This is a genomic window from Streptomyces sp. NPDC001292, from assembly GCF_042896465.1.
GTDB lineage: Bacteria > Actinomycetota > Actinomycetes > Streptomycetales > Streptomycetaceae > Streptomyces.
Genome location: NZ_JBIAXG010000086.1, coordinates 1 through 17886, shown reverse-complemented (window position 1 = coordinate 17886; position 17886 = coordinate 1). Strand labels below are relative to the sequence as shown.

Genomic DNA, 17886 nt, shown 5'->3' with positions numbered 1-17886 from the left:
TACGCGGACGACCCTCCGCCTTGCGATGCACCGCACCAGACGCCGCGGGGCCCGCCCTCCGGGCGGACGGCGCTACTTTCGAAACACGCCCTAGCAGACGCGGGATCAACCGCCTCAAGCGCGGCGGATGTGACTCAGGCCCCCCGTCACCACCCGTACTGCCGGCCACGTCACCGCTGCCGGGGAATGCGGGCATCGCCCAGGAGGTCGCCGGGCGGGTCGGCAAGCTGGTGGACACCGTCGCGGGCGGCGGCATGGCAGGGGCCGAGGAGGCCGTGGCCGAGTTGGAAGCCCTGTTGGACCGGCCGACCGTGGCGGCGCTCGGCGGGGTCGCCGACGCCCTCGCCGAGGCGGGAGCGGCAGGCGCGCTGCGGCGCTCGCTGGCGGCCGCCCCGTGTCACACAGCGCTGACGCCGACCCCTCCAACCCGCCCCTGATGATTCTGGAGCCACCTGGGGTGTCGCAGGCCGCAGGCTTCCTCGTGACCGTCTCTTTCGACGAGTTGTGGAACGCCGTCGCCGGTGCCGGGCTCGGCGGCCGCGTCCGGGAAGATGCGCAGGCCAGGCAGGAGTTCCTCGACCATCACAAGGACCTCGAAGGGCTCTACCAGCGGGCGGCTTCAGCAGGCCACGCCGTGGTCAAAGCGGTGTGGGCTTGAGACGTGGTCACGTGCCGGTTACAGCCATTCGTCGACGGCGGCGACCAGCACGGTCGCTTCGTAGCGGACAGCAAGTGCGTCGTATCGCGTGGCGACGGCCCGGTGCCGCTTCAGCCGGTTGACGCGCTTGATCAATCAAGATCTTGATCAACTTTCGCAACAGGCCCTAGAAACCCAGGTCGCTCAGCCCCGGGTGGTCGTCGGGACGGCGGCCAAGGGGCCAGTGATACTTGCGTTCCTCTTCCTTGATGGGAAGGTCGTTGATACATGCCAGGCGGACCCGCATCAGGCCCTGCTCGTCGAACTCCCAGTTCTCGTTTCCGTAGGAGCGGAACCAGTTGCCCGAGTCGTCGTGGCACTCGTAGGCGAAGCGGACGGCGATGCGGTTCCCCTCGAATGCCCACAGCTCCTTGATGAGTCGGTAGTCCAGTTCCCTCGTCCACTTCCTGGTGAGGAAGGCGACGATCTCCTCACGCCCGTTGATGAATTCGGCACGGTTGCGCCAGCGACTGCCGACCGTATAGGCGAGGGCCACACGCTCAGGATCCCGGGTGTTCCATGCGTCCTCGGCGAAGCGGACCTTCTCGATCGCGCTCTCCCGGGTGAACGGGGGAACAGGGGGCTTCGAGACCATGAATTCTCCCAGGGCGTCACGGTTTCAAGATCCATTGCCCGCCTCCGGCTGTACACCGGGCAGGCAGGCCGTGCAGTCCGGGTGCGAGCAGCGCACCGGCCCCCGACCGAAGCCACGCGACCTACGTTCTGCGGCGGCTGTACCGGTGATGGCCAACGTGAGGCCGGTCCGGACGCCGCCATGCCGACTCGGTGCGTTCGGCCATTCATTCCATACCGATCACCCGCGTGATCGCAACAGCGGACCTGAGGTCCATGACTGCTCCGCCGACCGGGCCGTTGGCATGCCAACGCCTCCGCCGCCGTCGCCACCGTTTCTCACCGTCCGGTCGCTTCGGCGGCCAGCGGCGCGGCGGGCCGGCAGCGGCTGGCATGCTGCCCCTGTGCAAGACCACCCGGACGACTACAGGTAGAGCGCTCGCTGCAGCAGCGGCACGCGCCCATTCGGCCCCGCCTTGCAGGCAGGGGCCATGACCCTGGTCCAGGGGCCGGGCTGCTCATTCGGGTCATCGAGCGCAGCGGATGGGCCGGCCCGGGGCGGTCCACTGATTGGGGGTTGTCGCCCTTCCGGTCACAGCCGTGATGGGCCAAGACCGCGTGGATCCGCTTACGCATCGCCGTGCGCAGCCACACCAACTGGGCGTAGGTGGTCTCACCCGCGGTGGTGGGACCGAGTACCGCGTCGATGAGCGTGCGGGCCAGGTCACCGGCACAGCCTCCCTGCCGCTCTCCCGAAGCGGGTGCCACAGGGTTGCATCCTGCCGGGGTCGGCACAGGCTGAAGGGCCGGCTCAGGACGGTTTTCTCCGGGGCTGACTTTATCGGGGGTCACGCCCGCAGTCCGGGCACAAGCGTGTACGAGCTACTCGGCGCAGCTCTACTAGGTTCTGCGGCGCAGGCTTCGCACGAAGAGCGGCACCGACAGCAGGAGCAGGGCTCCTTCGACGGCCAGGCTGACCAGTCCGAGCGGTTCCGTCCAATTGCCGATGTCGTCGCTGTAGGCGGGGAGTCCCGTCCCCCTGGAGAGGATGTAGCCCAGCAGGGGGCCGACGGCGACCCCGGCTGCCAGCAGCCATCCCAGTCGGACGAGGCCGATGAGGAGCAGCACGGCGGCGACCACGGCCGCGATCTCCAGGACGTGGTAGGCGACGCCGACATAGTAGGGGTCTCTCGTCGTCGTGATGCCGCCTTGGTCCACGACATGGATGGCGGCCACCACGAGACACAGAAGAACTCCCGCCCACCTGGCCACCCAGGTGGCCTCCGGCGCCATCGCGATGTGGTGTGACATGCGGAGACACCTTCTCCCTCCTTCGGCAGCGCGTGTCCGCCGTGCCGCGATTCCATCTGCCCGGTCGGCTCCCGAAGAGGCAGCGCGCCGCACCTGCGTCAGGTCCCAGCCTCAGCGGACGGCTGCTCGCCGTCGCCTCCGACGGTGCAGACGAGTGACATGGAAGAGGCGCCGTCGCGGGCGGCGCTCCTCCACCCGCGGCCCAGGCGTCCATGGCGTTCAGACGTCGCGGGCCTGGTGGGCAAAGCACCGTTACCGCGTAAGGGCTCCGGCTCCGACGCCACCAGTGTTCGAGGCCGGCGTTGCGGACCGTTGGCGCGAGAAGCGACGTGGCACGGGCGGCGTGCGCCGTGCACAGTGCCGTAGCAACCTGGAGGCATGGCCGTGATCCGCCCGCGATCACGCGCCCGTGGCAGGCGGCGCGGGTCGGGTCACTGAGCAGGGTGACGACCCGCGGTGGTGCGCAACGAAAGGTGACCCATGAAGTGCGCAGTGATCGGCGGTACCGGCCTGATCGGGTCGCAGGTCGTGAAGAAACTCAACGCGGCGGGACACGAAGCCGTGCCGCTCTCGCTGTCCAGAGGCGTGGACGTGATCACCGGCCAGGGCCTGGAGGAGGCGGTTGCCGGCGCCGACGTCGTCATCAACCTGACGAACTCCCCGACCTTCGACGAGGCTTCCCTCACGTTCTTCCAGACCTCCATGGACAACATCCTGGCCGCCAGTCACAAGGGCGGGGTCGGGCACGTCGTCATCCTCTCGATCGTCGGCACCGACCAGGTGCCCGACTTCGCCTACTACCGGGCCAAGACCCTGCAGGAAAACATCCTCAAGGCCGGGCGGATCCCCTACTCGATCGTCCGCGCCACCCAGTTCATGGAGTTCATCGACGCCGTCCTGTCCTCGACCACCGAGGGCGACACCATCCGCCTGCCCAGCACCCTGATCCAGCCGATCGCCGCCGAGGACGTCTCCGACACCGTCACCGATGTCGCCGTCGGCCCCCCTTTGAACAGCACCCTCAACATCGCTGGGCCCGACGTCTTCTCCCTCGACGAACTCGGCCGGATCACTCTGAACGCCCGCCCCGACGGACGCACAGTCGTCACCGATGACACCGCGGGCATGTTCGCCGCCGTCCACGGCGACGCCATCATCGCCAAGGGCGACGCCCGTATCGCCCCCACCCACTACGGCGACTGGCTCTCCTGAAGCACCCGGCCCACCCCTGGATGCCTCACGGTGCAGTCGTTGGTGTCCCGGCCGTGAGGGTGAAGGCGAGCGGGCGGCCGTCACCGTCGCAGGCCAGGTGGATTTTGCTGGTCAGGCCGCCCCGGGAGGGTCCGAGTGCCGGGCTGCGGGCCCCCGTTTCGGGCCCCCGGCGGCGTGCTGGTGGGCGTGGACTACGGCAGAGTCGGCCGACACCAGCCAGTCGATGTATCCGGCCGCGTCGGGGTTCGCCCGGGCGGCCCGCAGCATCCGCTCGAAGGTGCCGTCCAGCGCCCATCGGCGGAAGCGGGTGTGCAGCGTGGCCACGGGCCGCACCGCTCGGGCACGTCCCGCCAGGCCGTCCCGGTGCGGAACTTCCACACGATCCCATCGAGCACCTTCCGGTCGTCCAGCCGCTTCCGGCCCCGCGGAGACGCGGGCAGCAACGGACGGACGAACCCCACTCGGAGGGACGGGTGTGCGGGAGCCATGCCGGGCATGAACGGTCCGTGAACGGGTTGGAAGCGTACGGGGGTTGGATGACGGTCGGCGGAGCGTGCCGCGCGGGAGCCGCGGGATGGGGCGAAGGCAACTACCGGAGGGCCGGAAGGACCGGGTGGATGCCGACCGCGGTCATGGCGAGGGCCGCGATGGCGGAGAGGTGACCACCGGCGAGGGATCATTGCGCCCCACCGGACACGGCCGCTGAACCTGCGCATGAGCACCGAGGGATTGGCCATGACTCCTGCTGGGGGTGCCGAAGACGCCGGCCCGCTCCGCCCGTGCCGCGGCCCGGCAGTCGGCCGGCTTGCATCCGGCATGCGATCACATTCCCCGTCCTGTTCCGCGTCGCGGCGAGCTGCCGCGGGACCCACTCGGATACTGAACGGCGAGTCAGGATGACTGGCCGTTGACAGCAGCTTCGCAGGATCCCAATACTGACTGGCGATTCAGTAGATTTCTCTGTCGTCGCGTACGTGGAGGGACGTGTCCGTGCTGCCCACCGAGGTGGTTCCACTCACATCCGAACAGTCCGACATCATCGACCTCACCCGCGCTTTCGCCCGGGACCGGATCCGGCCGCGCGCCCGTGCCGTCGACGAGGCCGACACCGAAACGCCTTGGGACCTGTGGAAGGCCGCCGCGGAGGTGGGGATCACCGGGTTCATGCTGCCCGAGGAGTACGGCGGGGGCGGGTTCACCGATGTGTTCACCCAGGTGCTGGTCCAGGAGGAGCTGTGCGTGGGCGACCTCGGGATCGGCAACCTGCTGTGCTCCAACGGCTTCTTCGCCGACCCGGTCCTCGCACTCGGCACCGAGGAACAGAAACGCGTCTGGCTCACGCCGCTGACCGGCCCCGGGACACCTATGACAGCGCTCGCCACCACCGAGCCGGGGGCCGGGTCGGATGCCGCGGCCATCGTCACCACCGCGACTCGCGTGGAAGGCGGCTATCTGCTCACCGGCCAGAAGGCGTGGATCTCCAACGCCGGAGAGGCCGAGTTCTACGTCGTGTTCGCCAAGACCGACCTCACGCAGCGCTCGCGGGGCGTGAGCGCGTTCCTGCTCCGCAAGGACACCGAAGGCGTCGCGTTCGGCGCGCCCATGCGCAAGATGGGCCAGCGCGCCATCGTCTGCCGCGAGATCTTCTTCACCGACGCCTTCGTCCCCGCCGAGAACCGCCTGGGGGAGGAGGGCGAGGGCTTCCACGGACTGATGCGCACCTTCGACATCTCCCGTACCGTGCTCGGCGCCGCGGCGACCGGGGTGGCCCGCGCCGCGTACGAGTACGCCGTCGACTACGCCCGTACCCGCTCCCAGTTCGGCAAGCCGATCATCGAGCACCAGGCCGTCGCCTTCCGGCTGGCGGACATGCGCACCCGCATAGAGCAGGCCCGCCTGATGACCTGGCGCGCCGCCAAGCGGCTCGACGCCGGGCTCGACGCTACGGCCGAGGCCGCGATGGCGAAACTCACCGCGTCGGAGACCGCCGCGTACTGCACCTGGGCCGCGGTCCAGACCCTCGGCGGCTGGGGCTACTCGCGCGAGTACCCCGTCGAGCAGTGGATGCGGGACGCCAAGCTGGAGGAGATCGAGGAAGGCACCTCGGACATCATGCGTCTCGTCATCTCCCGGAGCCTGTGATGACGGCCCGGACCCTCACCGGCGGCGAGGCCGTCGTACGCGCCCTGGCCGCCCACGGAACCGACCTCGCCTTCGGCATCCCCGGCACACACAACCTGGAGATCTACCGCCACCTCGCCGCCCACGGGATCCGGCACATCGCTCCCCGTCATGAACAGGGCGCGGGCTACGCGGCCGACGGCTTCGCCCGCACCACCGGGCGTCCCGGGGTGGCGATCACGACCACCGGACCCGCGTTGCTGAACATCGCCGCCGCCGTCGGCCAGGCGTATTCCGACAGCGTGCCGCTCCTTGTCGTCTCCCCCGGCATGCCACTGCGCCATCCGCGCATCGCCTCGGGGACGCTGCACGAGATGCCCAGCCAGACCGAGGCTTTCCGGCAGCTGACCGGGTTCTCCCACCGGGTCTCCTCAGTGGAGGAGATCGGAGCGGCGATCGCCCGTGCGTTCACCTCGTTCCGCACCGGGCGGCCCCGTCCCGCGCATGTGGAGGTGCCGCTGGACCTGCTGGAGACGGCGGAGCCGGCAGGCCCCCTGCGTCTGGCACCGCCGCACACACCACCGGTCCCGCGGCCCGAGGCGGTGCGGGCCGCGGCGACGGTCCTGGCCGCGGCCCGGCGTCCCGCTCTGGTGCTCGGCGGCGGCGCACACGGAGCGAAGGCGGAAGCCCTGGAACTGGCGGAGCGGCTGGCCGCACCGGTGGCCACCACCGCCAACGGAAAGGGCGTGTTCCCCGAGTCGCACCCGCTGTCCGTCGGAGTCTCGCTGCACAGTCCCGCCGTGCAGAAGTGGCTGACCGACTGCGATGTCGTGGTGGCGGTCGGCACCGAACTCGCCGAGTCGGACCTGTGGGGGCCCACACCCGCGCTGAGCGGCACGCTGGTCCGGGTCGACCTCGACCCGGACCAGATGTACGCCGCGCTGCCCGCCGGCATAGCGCTGGTGGCCGACGCCCGGGTGGCGCTGCGCGCGCTGGTGGACGCGCTGCCCGCCGCAGAATCGGCAACGGACGGCGGAGCCGCGGCCCTGCGCGCGCGCCGCGACGCCGAGACCGCCGAGCGCGACGCGCGCTGGCTGCCCTACCTGGCCGCGATCCGGTCGGTCCTGCCGCCGACAGCTGTCCTCACCTCCGACAGCGCGCAGTGCTGCTACTACGGTGCCCTGCCGCATCTGCCCGTCGAACCGGCCGGGGCGTACCTCCACCCCACCGGCTTCGGCACCCTCGGGTACGCACTGCCCGCCGCCATCGGCGCCAAGGCGGCCGACCCCGAACGCCCGGTCGTCGCGCTCAGCGGGGACGGAGGCCTGCAGTTCACCGTCCAGGAACTGGCGACGGCAAGTGACCTGGGACTTCCGCTGCCCGTCGTCGTCTTCGACAACGGCGGTTACGGCGAGATCCGCGACGAGATGGCCGCCCGCGGTTTCGCCCCGGTGGCCGTCGACCATCCACGAACCGACCTGTCCGCGCTCGCCCGCGCGTACGGCGGTCACGGCGTGCACGCGGCGAACCCCGCCCAGCTCGCCGACGCGCTGCGCACCGCCCTGACCACGCCCGGCCCCACCGTGATCACCGTCGACGAGCGCACCGAGGAGATTGCCCCGTGACCGACACCGCCACCCCGCTGATCTCGCTGACGTGGACGGACCACATCACCGGCCGCCGCGGCCACCTCGTCGTCGACCGGCTGGTCCGCGGCGTGGCCAGCGGCGGACTGCGGATGCGCGAGGGCTGCACCCTCGACGAGGTCGCGGGCCTTGCCCGCGGCATGACGATGAAGGAGGCGCTGCACTACACCCCGGGTGCCCGCTACATCCCGCTCGGCGGCGCCAAGGGCGGCATCGACTGCGATCCGCGAGCCCCGGAGGCATACGGGGTCCTGGTGCGGTATCTGCAGGCGATGCGCCCGTACATCGCGCACTTCTGGACCACCGGGGAGGACCTGGGACTGACCCAGGGCCTGGTCGACAAGGCCGCCGCCGAGGCCGGGCTGACCTCGTCGATCCAGGCGGTGTACCCGCTGCTGGACGACGAGGAAGCGGCACGGCGGAGGCTCGCCGACGCCTTCGCGGTCGAGGTCGACGGGATCGGCCTGGGCGAACTGGCCGGCGGCTGCGGAGTCGCCGAAGCGGTGCTGGCCGCTCTCGACCGGGCACGCCGGCCCTACCAGGACACTCGGGTCGCCCTCCAGGGCCTGGGCACGATGGGCGGGGCCACTGCCCGCTTCCTGACCCGGGCCGGCCTGCGCGTCGTCGCCGTCGCCGACGCGAAGGGCACCGTCGCCAACGCCGACGGGCTCGATGTGGAGGCGCTGCTGGCAGCCCGGGACGCCTTCGGGACCGTGGACCGCGCGGCGCTGCGCGCCGACGACGTGGAACTGCCCGGCGACGCCTGGCTGTCCACGGATGCCGAGGTGCTGGTGCCCGCGGCCATCTCGTACTGCATCGATTCCGTCAACCAGGAGCGGATCACGGCGCGCTGGGTCGTGGAGGCGGCCAACATGCCCGTGCGGCCGGAGGCGGAGGCGCTGCTCACGGCACGCGGGATCACGGTCCTGCCGGACGTGGTCGTCAACTCCGGTACCAACGCCTGGTGGTGGTGGACACTCTTCGGCGACATCGGCGCGGACGCCGACGAGGCCCTGGGACACATCCGCCGCTCGATGCGCACCCTGATCGATCTGATGCTGGCCCGGGCCGAGGCCGACGGCACCACCCCGCGCGCCGCCGCGCACGCCCTGGTCGCGGACCGGCTGCCAGAGATCGCCGCACGCTACGGATGGTACCGGTGACCGCGGCCCGGCCCGGAATACAGGGCCTCGAGCCGCTGTTCGATCCGCGCAGCGTCGCCGTCGTCGGCGCGTCCGACAACCCGGAGAAGTGGGGGTACTGGCTGGCCACGGGAGCCCTGTCGGGCAGGCACCGCCGCGCGGTCCACCTGATCAACCAGAACGGCGGCAGTCTGAACGGGTTTCCCTTCCTGCCAGGTCTGAACGCGCTGGCCGCGCCCCCCGAGCACGTCGTCGTGGCGGTTCCCCCGGCCGCCGTCCGCCAGGTGGTCGTCGACGGTCTGACCACCGGGGCCCGCTGCTTCACCGTCATCACCTCCGGGTGCGCGGCGGACGACGAGAGCGAACTAGCCTCGCTGGTCGCCGTGCACGGGGCACGGTTGCTGGGCCCCAACTGCATGGGAGTCGTCGACACCAGCAGCGAACTGCGGCTCACCTGGGGCGACTTCCCCGCGGGCAGTGTGGGTCTGGTGTCGCAGAGCGGCAATCTGGCTCTGGAGATCGGGCGTTTGCTGGCCCGTGCCGGACAGGGGATGTCCCGCTTCGTCTCCCTCGGCAACCAGTCCGACATCGATGCCGCTGATGCCCTGGAGGCACTGACCCACCACGGGCCGACCCGGGTCGTCGCGGCCTACGTCGAGGACTTCCGGGACGGGCGCCGCATGGTCCAGGCGCTGGCGGCCGCCCGCAGCGCGGGAAAACCGGTGCTCCTGCTCACCGTGGGCCGCAGTACCGCCTCCCAGCGGGCGGCGGCCTCGCACACGGGTGCTCTGGTCAGCCCGTACGCCACGGTGGCCGCCGCCTGCCGGGAGGCGGGCGCGCTGCTCCTCGACAGCGCCGGCGAACTGGTGGACACGGCCGTCGCGCTGCTGTCCCCGGCGCTGCCGGCGGGGCGGCGGGTGGCCGTCGCCGGGGACAGCGGCGGCCAGGGCGCCCTGGCCGCCGACACACTGGCCGCACACGGACTGGAACTGCCCGAACTCTCCCCCGGCACCGTGCAGACGCTCACGGCCCGCCTGCCACCCGGCGCCACACCCCACAATCCGGCCGACCTCGCCGGCGCGGGCGAGGCCGACTTCGGCAACTACGCCCACATCAGCCGCGCCCTGCTCGCGAGCGGTGATGCGGACACCGTGCTGCTCACCGGCTACTTCGGGGACTACGCCACCGCCAATCCCGCACAGGAACAGCGCGAGTGCGAGGTGGCCAGGAGCCTGTGCGCGGCAGTCGACGAGCACCGACGGCCACTCGTGGTGCACTCGATGGCCCGGGACACCGCGGCACTGGCCGTGCTGCGTGCGCACGGCGTCCCCGTGTACGAACGCATCGAGCAGGCGGCCGCGGCACTGGCGGGCGCCGCGCGCTGGCGGGCGTCGAGCGCACGGTCTCTCACGGACCCGGGCCACCCCGCCGTCCCGCCGGTGTCCGACGGGTCGTATCGGACGATCCGAAACCTCCTGCTGTCCCAGGGGCTGCACTTCCCCGACGCGGTGTTCGTCCACACGGCCGACGAGGCGGCTCGAGCCGCCCACCGCTTGGGCTTTCCGCTGGTCCTGAAGGCCATGGGGCTGGCCCACAAGACGGAGGCGGGCGGTGTTGCCCTCGGTCTGCGGGACGAGGCGGAACTGCGCCACGCGTTCGCCGCAATGGCGCGCGGGACGGGCTCCGCGGTCTTCGCCGTCGAGGCGATGGCCGCGCCGGCGCACGCGGTGGAACTCATCGCGGGTGTGCGCCGTGATCCGGTGTTCGGGCCGGTGACCATGGTCGGCCTCGGCGGTGTGACGGCCGAACTGCACGCCGACACCGCGCTCGCGCTCGCTCCGCTCACCGCCGACCGCGCCCGGCAGCTGCTGCTGTCGCTGCACAGTGCTCCTCTGCTGGCCGGGTGGCGCGGCGCACCTCCGGTCGACCTCGACGCCGCCGCGGCGGCACTGGTCCTGCTCGCCGATGTCGCGCTTCGGCATCCGGAGTTGTCCGAGATCGAGGTCAACCCACTGCTCGCACACCCGGGCGGCGTGATCGCCCTGGACGCCCACGCCGTGCCCGTTCCTACCGACGACCTTCCGAAGGGCCACGCCTCATGACTCCCACCCCCCATGGATTCGACGGACGCACCTACATCGTGACCGGCGGCGGCAGCGGAATCGGGCGCGCCATCGCCCTCGCGCTCGGCGCGGCGGGGGCGCAGGTCGTCGTCGCCGGGCGTTCGGCGGACACGTTGGACGAGACCGTCGGCCTGCTCGCCGAGCGCGGTGCCGAAGGGCTCGCCGTCCCGACCGACGTGCGCTCCCCGGAGGCCGTCGACCTACTGGTCGAACGCGCAGTGGAGTACTTCGGCACCCTGGACGGACTGGTCAACAACGCGGCCGGGAACTTCGTCGCCCCGGGTATCGAGCTGAGCCCGAACGGCTGGCGTGCGGTGGTCGACATCGTTCTCAACGGTTCGTTCTTCTGCACCCGTGCCGTTGCGCGCAGGCTGCGTGAACAGGGCACGCCGGGGGCGATCCTGTCGGTGATCGCCACCTACGCCTGGCACGGGCATCCCGGTACGGTGCACTCCGCCGCAGCCAAGGCGGGAGTGCTGGCCATGACGCGCACCCTGGCCGTGGAACTGGCCCCACTGGGCATCCGGTTGAACTGCATCGCCCCCGGCCCCACGGATACCCAGGGCGCGGGCGCGGCTCTGTGGGCCACGGACCAGGCGCGAGCGTCCGTCCTCTCCACCGTCCCGGCCGGCCGTTTCGCCACCCCGGAGGAGATCGCCGACGCCTCGCTGTTCCTGCTCGGTGACCGCGCCTCCTACCTGACCGGCGACTGCCTCACCATCGACGGCGGTCAGTGGCTCGGCAAGCAGGTGTACGGCCGCGACGTGGCCCCGGACGCGTAGTTCCCGGCGGCACGGACGGGCCCGGTCGGCGCATCGCCGACCGGGCCCGGTGTTGTGCGTGTTGCGTACGCCGACTTGTCGGCCGTGAACGCGGCATCTGCCCGGTCGGGGCCGTCCGAGCCGTATCCCGGGCATACCGTTCGTGCCTCGGGGACTTGCGGGCGGATACGAAGAGGCAACCCGGACGGCTGCGCGGCCCGGGGCGGTGGGGCGATTCCTCCCGGGCGGGAACGCCAGGGGGATCAGGTCAGCCTGAACCCTCCAGCCCGATCCGCCGCGCCCGTTGGGGCACGGTCGGCGATCGGCCGCCTGCCAGGGGCCCCGAGTGGTCGTGGCAGGCACCGGGGTGGGGGCCGGCCGCGGTGGACCGGTTCCCGCACACGGCGGCCGGCTCGAGGGCCGGCCGCCGAATGCGAGGGAGGCCTACAGAACTCAGGCCGGGCGCGCGCAGGCCGACCAGGTGGGCATGCCACTTCACCCGCTCACTGCTCGGCCGAGGACTCGGCCGGCGCCCAACGGTGGTCCGGTTCCCGGCCCTCGCGGGCGGCCGCCGCCTCCGCCTCCCGCGCCCGGCGGCGCGCCGGGGCGCCCCAGGCGTAGAACAGAGCGCCGATCCCGAAGAAGAGCAGTAGCAGCACGACCTGGCTGAGGGTGTACTGCAGCCGCTGGCCCGCGAAGCTCGGGGGCAGCGAGTGGGCGGCCGATCCGGCGGTGCCGAACCAGCCCACGCCGAATCCCGGCCACAGCAGGACCACGACGGTGAAGGCGACCAGGCCGGTGGCCAGGACGGTGACCGCCCAGACACCGAACCGTCCGCCGGGCACGCTGTAGGGCCGCAGTGCGTCCGGGTACTTGCGGCGCAGCACCACAAGGCTGGGGAAGGTGATGACGTAGGAGATGAACGTGGTGCTGATGGCGAGACCGAGTCCGGCCGCGAAGTACTTCTCGCCGTCGCCGCTGGTGAGGTTGAGGGCGACGATCAGCAGGATGGACGCCAGGACGGAGGAGAGCAGGTTGACCCGGACCGGGGTGCCGTGGCGCTCGGAGAACTTGCCCAGCCAGGCGGGTCCCGCGCCGTCCGCACAGGCGACCGCCTGCGCCCGGTGGGCGCCCATGGCCCAGGTGACGCCGCTGGTCAGCAGGCCGAGGATGAGTCCGGCCGCCGCGATGCCGCCGAGCACCCAGCCGGCACCGCTGAGGACGACGGTGCCGTCGGGGGCGATGTGTCCGCCGTAGACCGTGAAGACCGCCTTGCAGGCGTCGATGAAGCCCGCAAGGCTGCCGATCTCCTTGGCCGGCAGGACGAAGAGAATGCCGAGGATGGGGCCTCCGTACAGGATCAGCGAGGCGAAACCGGAGCGGAGGATGGACAGTGGGATGTCGCGCCTGGGGTTGGTCATCTCCTCGGCGGCGGAGCTGGGGAGTTCGAAGCCGACGTAGTTGAAGATGAGGACGGGCACGAGGGCGATGAAACCGGTGTACGTGGGACTGAACTGCCCTGCCGGAAGCGCGTGGACGCCGTGCTCGACGGCATAGACGACCACCGAGAAGAGGAAGAAGCCGAGCAGCACGATCCGGGCCACGGCTCCGATGGTGGGCACCCATTTGCCGACGCGGACCGACTGGATGACGGCGAGGGCGCCGATCCAGATGAAGGCCAGCCCGGCAGCGTACTTCCACAGCCCCGGCAGCGGGGTGAAGAACTCCTCCCAGGTGGTCAGGGCGATGATGCACAGGCTGCCGCCGAGCCACACCGGGTTGGACAGCCAGTAGAGCACCTGGTTGAGGCCTGCGACCAACCGCCCGAAGGCGAGCCGCGTCCAGACGTAGGGACCGCCCTCGACCGGGAAGGCGGCACCGAGTTCGGCGACGAGCAGGCCGTAGGGCAGGAAGAAGACGATGGCGAGGACGGCCATCCAGGTCAGTCCCTGCGGCCCTTGAGCGGCGACCGAGCCGATGGTGTCGAGGCCGACGAGCGTGCAGATCAGGAAGAAGAGCACGTCGATACGGCGCAGCTCCTTGCGGAGACGGGAGCGTTGCTCGCTCCATCCCTCTGACAGATCGGGGGTGCTCAGGCCGGATGATGGGGTCGCTTGGGTCACGGGCACGGCTCCTACGGGCGTGGCGTTGCGGAGTGGACCACCGATGAATACTGACTGAACGGACAGTCAGTAGGGGAGACTGTGGCGCGCGTCGCGCCGGTCGGTCAAGAGAGCGTGAACAGGTTTTTCCGCGACCAGGGGCGATCCTCACGGTGGGTAGGCTGGGCCCGTGACAAGAGTGCGTTTGAGCGTGGCGGAACGGCGCGAGGAGATCCTGAGCACGGCCGTCGGGCAGATCGAGCAGCGTGGTGTGGCGGCCCTGCGCGTTGCCGACGTCGCCGCCGTACTGGGCGTCAGCAGTGCGCTGGTCATCTACCACTTCGAGACCAAGGAGAAGCTGGTGGCGGCGGCCTTCCAGCACGCGGCCGAGGGCGACCTGGCACGACTGCGGTCGATCCTGGGGCGCACCGGCAGCGCCCGGCGGAGGCTGCGTTCCGCGGTGCGGTGGTACTCGCCCACCGGCCAGGCCAAGGGCTGGAAGATCTGGATCGAGGGCTGGGCGGCATCACTACGGGAGACTGAGCTGCGCGCGGTGACCGAGGACCTGGACCGGCAGTGGAAGGCCGCGATCAGCGAGGTGATCGCCGAGGGAGCCGAGGCGGGCGAGTACGTCTGTCCGGATCCGAAGGTGGCTGCCTGGCGGCTGACCGCCCTGCTGGACGGGCTCGCCGTGCAGGCCACCGCCTATGCGGGAGGCCTGCCCAAACGCACCATTCAGGCGTGGGCGGACGAGGCCCTGGCCCGCGAACTCGGGATCGACCCGAGTGAACTCGCGGCGAACTGACCCGGCCCGGCCGTTTTGCGACCAGCGGCGGCTCCGCTCGTCCGTACTGCTGCGCGTCTTCCGCCAGGAGGCTGTTTGTGTCCGGCCAGGCTGACCATCGGGCCGGCCTCGCAGGTGACCGGGGGGAGAGCGACGACACCGGCGCCGCCCCGAAGCAGCTTCTCGTCAGCTCGTCGGGATCGGCACCGCGATCGCCGAGGCCGGACTGACCGTCCGCTACACCACCACGCGAGCCCTGGTGAACGAGCTTGCCGAGGCGGAGGCCGCCAAGCGCCTCTCGTCGCGGATCGCCCGCTACAACAAGGTCGACCTTCTGTCTCTGGACGGGTTCGGCTAGGCGAACCCGGACAAGAAGGGCTCCAAGCTGCTGTTCCAGATCTTCACGGAGCGGGAGGAACGCAAGGCCACGGCGGTCGCGACGTACTCCCCGTTCGCTGAGTGGGAGAAGACGTTCGGCGACCGCCGGCTCTGCGTGGCCATCGCCGACCTCTCACCTTCCGCGGCACTCTGCTCCAGACCGGCACCGAGTCCCACCGACTCCAGGCCACCTGCGACGAACGCGAAACCCACTGATGGAGGACCCCTGTGACTTCGTGCCTGAGGGCCATCCCGACACTGTCACGCCGACAGCGCTCGTGGTGAGTTACAGCCGCACGAAGCTCACCATGAGCACAGCCAGGGACAGCAGTAGCATGCCCAGGCAGTTGACCCAGAACGCGGAGTTCAAGGCTCGCGCGCGAATGTGGGATGCGGCGGCCGCCAGGAAGTAGACAACGATCGCAGCAGTGGTCGTCATGGCGACGCCGGGCACCCAGAGCCCGGCGATGAGCCCCACTACGGAGGCCGCCTTGAGGGTGATCAGCGCCCACCACCAGTCGCGCGGGAACCGTACGCCGTCCAGGCAGTCGACGATGAATCTCGGTGGACGGAGCATCATTGCGGCGTCGCCCGCCTGTATCCCGAGCAGGATCAGGATTGGCCAGACGGGAGACGGGAGCTCAGAGAGGGTCATCGGTCATCCTCTTCGTATACGGTGACGAATTCGGCGGTGCGCCGGATCCCGGTCGCCGTCTGCCGCCGGTCGGTGGATCCCGCGGCAAGCAGCATCAGCTCACCCAGGTAGCTGGTGAACATCACCTGCGCACCGTGCCGGGCGCGGGGGCCGGGTATTCCCGCCTTCACCATCGCGGCGGTGAGATTGTCCTCGGTCAGCGTGCGCAGCCCGCCGAGGGCCGCGTTCCCGGGTTGACCGCGGGTCAGGGCCCGGAAGTACGAGCGCGCGAGTTCGTCGTTCTCGGCGAACAAATCGAGGAACGGGTCGAAGTAATGAGCCAGGTAGTCGACTGCGGAGGCCGCGGACTCCGCCGCCGGTGGGGCGGGGATGCGGGCGGCGATGGCTTGGTCGTAGACAAGGCTCAACAGAGACTCCTTGTCCCCCACTGCCATGACGGCACCCACGGAAACACCCGCCTCCGCCGCGATCTGCCGCACCGTTGTGCCCTGGAAGCCACGCTCCTGGAAGAGTCTTTCGGCGGCCTCGATGATGCGGGTGGTGGTCCGCCGTTTTCGTTCGGCGCGAGTTGCCTGAACGCGTTCAGTGAACATGTTCAGAAGATAGTCGGCGCGGCTACACCGACGCAATGGTGTCGGTCAGCACGGTTTCCGAACGGAGGCCAGGGGCCGGGACGAACGCGGCGACGGCAGCACGGGGTGGTTCGCGAAGACCTCCTTCAGGAGGGCATCCATCGCGGCCAGGTCCGCCGGATCCGTCTCCTGCACGCCCTCGGACACCCTGTCGGCCAGGTCGCGGAGATCCGCGTAGTACGGATCCCACCCCGCTTCGTCGTGCAGTTGCTGCGCCACGGGAGACGCAACCGACTGAAGCAGGATGAGAGCCGCCTTGCATTGCTGGTCAGTGACACAACCACCGGAGTACGTCTCCTCCGCAGTGAGGCCCGTGTACTGAAGCGCAGCGGATCTCGTCGCCCTCATCTCATCCGGCTTCACCCTCGGGGCCGTCGTCGTATCCGGCTTCACCGTCGGGGCCGTCACCGCAGCCGGCTCCTCTTCCCTGGTCGTGCTCTGTTTACCGGCCTCCCCGCTGCACGCCGTCATCACCACCAGTGCCCCGCCCACGGCCAGCCCGGACACGCCGCGGCCGACCCACCTTCGGATCTTCATACGCGGAACGCAGCAGTTCGCCGGCGACGAGCTGTTCTCAGTCGAGGTCGAGGGCCGAGCGGCACCGCGAGGCCACGGCCACGACAAGTCTCAGGTCAGCCTCCGCACGGGAAGGGCCGCTCCAGCATCAATCCGTCGCCGGCCACACCTCGGGCCCGCCGCCATGCCACTCCACCAGGGGTGACATCGCCACGTCCAGTTCGTCCAAGCCTTCCACGCCGGCCCGTTCCATGAAGACTGATAGGTCGTGCAGGCTGTAGGCCGTGCCGAGGGTGGTCCCGTCGGCTCGCACCTGCCGGCCGCCACCTTTCCCGGGCGGGTCCACGATCACGCGAGCAGCCATGCCACCATCCTGCGGCCGGGCCGTGCGGAACGCATCGCGGCGTGGATCAGTCGAGGTACCGGAGCGCAGCATCGGGCTGGCAGTGCCCACACACCTGTACCCCCTCGGTCAGCGCCCGCAGCGCCATGTCCCACGGCACCCCCTTCCACCGCTTGCCTGCCATATGGGCGCCGCCGACGTGCACGGTGATCGGCAGAGCATCCCGGTTCGGGCCGTGCTCCAGCATGAGTCGGGTGATGCCCATACCGGTCAGTCCTTCGCGAGGGTGGCGGGGTCCGGCGGGGCGACCGGCGCCGGCGGCGGCTCGTCGGGCAGCCCCACGGCGTGTTCGGGGATCGGCACGACGGCGACCATGCCAATGAGTGCTTCCGCCATGTAGCGCGCGACGCTGGGGTCGTACTGAGCCTGCTCGGCGCTCACGCGCTCGGCGGAGTCTCACGAGCCCAGTCGAAAGGCATCGGCGCGCCCTGCGGGATCACCCAAGGGTGGGGATAGCGTGCGTGACAACTGGTGCAGCGCGCGACAAACGGACCTACCTCGGGGTTCGTGAGAACGCTGTAGTGGCTGGAGAGCTGAGCCGGGAGCATGTACCCGTTCGCCGTCGTCTCCAAGCCGGGCCACTCCGGCGAGCATTGGCACGGGCGCTCCACCGCGAACGGGTCGCCGTCAGAAGTCTTGGCCGTCCTCTTGAAGAGCTTGGCGAAGTTCTCGCTTATCGACACGACGGCGGTCTCCCCTTCACTGTGCCCGGCTCTCGGGCCTCCAGACATTGATGTGCTCCCTGGCCTAAAGTCCAGGGATTCCGGCCTGGGTCGTCTGACCCTTCCGGGGGCTTCCTGCTTCAACGCGCTGTGCGGGCACGTGTGCCC

18 protein-coding genes and 2 pseudogenes are annotated in these 17886 nt (G+C 70.5%); 10 read left to right on the top strand and 10 right to left on the bottom strand.

The window, feature by feature from the left end; translation table 11 throughout:
* Window positions 1-230 precede the first annotated feature (230 nt).
* Window positions 231-437 carry a hypothetical protein gene (locus ACFY4A_RS41440; RefSeq protein WP_390834486.1) on the top strand — a complete coding sequence of 69 codons (207 nt, stop codon included), beginning with the start codon at window positions 231-233 and terminating at the stop codon, window positions 435-437.
* 20 nt (window positions 438-457) lie between these two features.
* Window positions 458-658, top strand: a complete 201-nt coding sequence (locus ACFY4A_RS41435) for a hypothetical protein (RefSeq protein ID WP_390834485.1) — start codon at window positions 458-460, stop codon at window positions 656-658.
* A 166-nt stretch (window positions 659-824) separates the two neighbouring features.
* On the opposite strand, the gene ACFY4A_RS41430 is transcribed toward ACFY4A_RS41435, so the two are convergent.
* Together ACFY4A_RS41430 and ACFY4A_RS41425 are read right to left on the bottom strand one after the other, a co-directional pair.
* Window positions 825-1292, bottom strand: a complete 468-nt coding sequence (locus ACFY4A_RS41430) for a DUF1348 family protein (protein ID WP_390834484.1) — start codon at window positions 1290-1292, stop codon at window positions 825-827.
* Window positions 1293-2170: 878 nt separating this feature from the next.
* Window positions 2171-2581, bottom strand: a complete 411-nt coding sequence (locus ACFY4A_RS41425) for a hypothetical protein (RefSeq protein WP_390834483.1) — start codon at window positions 2579-2581, stop codon at window positions 2171-2173.
* 480 nt (window positions 2582-3061) lie between these two features.
* Here ACFY4A_RS41425 and ACFY4A_RS41420 point away from each other — a divergent pair, with 480 nt between their 5' ends.
* Window positions 3062-3793, top strand: coding sequence for an SDR family oxidoreductase (locus ACFY4A_RS41420; protein ID WP_390834482.1), 732 nt, complete (start codon window positions 3062-3064; stop codon window positions 3791-3793).
* Between the two features lie 29 nt (window positions 3794-3822).
* Here the strand turns inward: ACFY4A_RS41420 and ACFY4A_RS41415 are convergent.
* A pseudogene (locus tag ACFY4A_RS41415) lies at window positions 3823-4290 on the bottom strand (IS5 family transposase); the annotation flags it as partial.
* Window positions 4291-4777: 487 nt separating this feature from the next.
* On the opposite strand from ACFY4A_RS41415, the gene ACFY4A_RS41410 reads away from it, so the two are divergent.
* The 5 genes from ACFY4A_RS41410 to ACFY4A_RS41390 are packed head-to-tail and all read left to right on the top strand — an operon-like array spanning window position 4778 to window position 11607.
* A complete protein-coding gene (locus ACFY4A_RS41410) occupies window positions 4778-5935 on the top strand; it encodes an acyl-CoA dehydrogenase family protein (RefSeq protein ID WP_390834481.1) in 1158 nt (385 codons plus the stop codon).
* Window positions 5935-7539: a 5-guanidino-2-oxopentanoate decarboxylase gene (locus tag ACFY4A_RS41405; protein ID WP_390834480.1), complete on the top strand. Its 1605-nt coding sequence runs from the start codon at window positions 5935-5937 to the stop codon at window positions 7537-7539. The genes ACFY4A_RS41410 and ACFY4A_RS41405 overlap by 1 nt, the downstream gene beginning before the upstream one ends.
* Window positions 7536-8723: a Glu/Leu/Phe/Val dehydrogenase dimerization domain-containing protein gene (locus ACFY4A_RS41400; RefSeq protein WP_390834479.1), complete on the top strand. Its 1188-nt coding sequence runs from the start codon at window positions 7536-7538 to the stop codon at window positions 8721-8723. Before ACFY4A_RS41405 ends, ACFY4A_RS41400 begins: the two co-directional genes overlap by 4 nt.
* Window positions 8711-10804: an acetate--CoA ligase family protein gene (locus tag ACFY4A_RS41395; protein ID WP_390834478.1), complete on the top strand. Its 2094-nt coding sequence runs from the start codon at window positions 8711-8713 to the stop codon at window positions 10802-10804. The genes ACFY4A_RS41400 and ACFY4A_RS41395 overlap by 13 nt, the downstream gene beginning before the upstream one ends.
* Complete coding sequence (locus ACFY4A_RS41390; protein WP_390834477.1) at window positions 10801-11607, top strand: SDR family oxidoreductase; 807 nt, start codon at window positions 10801-10803, stop codon at window positions 11605-11607. The genes ACFY4A_RS41395 and ACFY4A_RS41390 overlap by 4 nt, the downstream gene beginning before the upstream one ends.
* Before the next feature lie 482 nt (window positions 11608-12089).
* Here ACFY4A_RS41390 and ACFY4A_RS41385 read toward each other — a convergent pair whose 3' ends face one another.
* Window positions 12090-13709: an APC family permease gene (locus ACFY4A_RS41385; protein WP_390834476.1), complete on the bottom strand. Its 1620-nt coding sequence runs from the start codon at window positions 13707-13709 to the stop codon at window positions 12090-12092.
* 169 nt (window positions 13710-13878) lie between these two features.
* On the opposite strand from ACFY4A_RS41385, the gene ACFY4A_RS41380 reads away from it, so the two are divergent.
* Complete coding sequence (locus ACFY4A_RS41380; protein ID WP_390834475.1) at window positions 13879-14493, top strand: TetR/AcrR family transcriptional regulator; 615 nt, start codon at window positions 13879-13881, stop codon at window positions 14491-14493.
* A gap of 238 nt (window positions 14494-14731) precedes the next feature.
* Window positions 14732-15082, top strand: a pseudogene (locus ACFY4A_RS41375) (ATP-binding protein).
* A 54-nt stretch (window positions 15083-15136) separates the two neighbouring features.
* Here the strand turns inward: ACFY4A_RS41375 and ACFY4A_RS41370 are convergent.
* From ACFY4A_RS41370 to ACFY4A_RS41345, 6 genes are all read right to left on the bottom strand, one after another.
* Window positions 15137-15505, bottom strand: a complete 369-nt coding sequence (locus ACFY4A_RS41370; RefSeq protein ID WP_390834474.1) for a DoxX family protein — start codon at window positions 15503-15505, stop codon at window positions 15137-15139.
* Window positions 15502-16098 (bottom strand): TetR/AcrR family transcriptional regulator, encoded by a 597-nt coding sequence (locus tag ACFY4A_RS41365; protein WP_390834473.1) that lies wholly within the window; start codon window positions 16096-16098, stop codon window positions 15502-15504. The genes ACFY4A_RS41370 and ACFY4A_RS41365 overlap by 4 nt, the downstream gene beginning before the upstream one ends.
* 45 nt (window positions 16099-16143) lie before the next feature.
* Window positions 16144-16644, bottom strand: coding sequence for a hypothetical protein (locus tag ACFY4A_RS41360; protein WP_390834472.1), 501 nt, complete (start codon window positions 16642-16644; stop codon window positions 16144-16146).
* 157 nt (window positions 16645-16801) lie between these two features.
* Entirely contained in the window at window positions 16802-17017 is a 216-nt protein-coding gene (locus ACFY4A_RS41355; protein WP_390834471.1) for a hypothetical protein, read from the bottom strand.
* Window positions 17018-17063: 46 nt separating this feature from the next.
* The gene (locus ACFY4A_RS41350; RefSeq protein ID WP_390834470.1) at window positions 17064-17261 is read right to left on the bottom strand and encodes a DUF6233 domain-containing protein; all 198 of its coding nucleotides are present in this window, start codon (window positions 17259-17261) and stop codon (window positions 17064-17066) included.
* A gap of 5 nt (window positions 17262-17266) precedes the next feature.
* On the bottom strand, window positions 17267-17437 hold the full coding sequence (locus ACFY4A_RS41345; RefSeq protein WP_390834469.1) for a hypothetical protein: 171 nt from the start codon (window positions 17435-17437) through the stop codon (window positions 17267-17269).
* Window positions 17438-17886 lie beyond the last annotated feature (449 nt).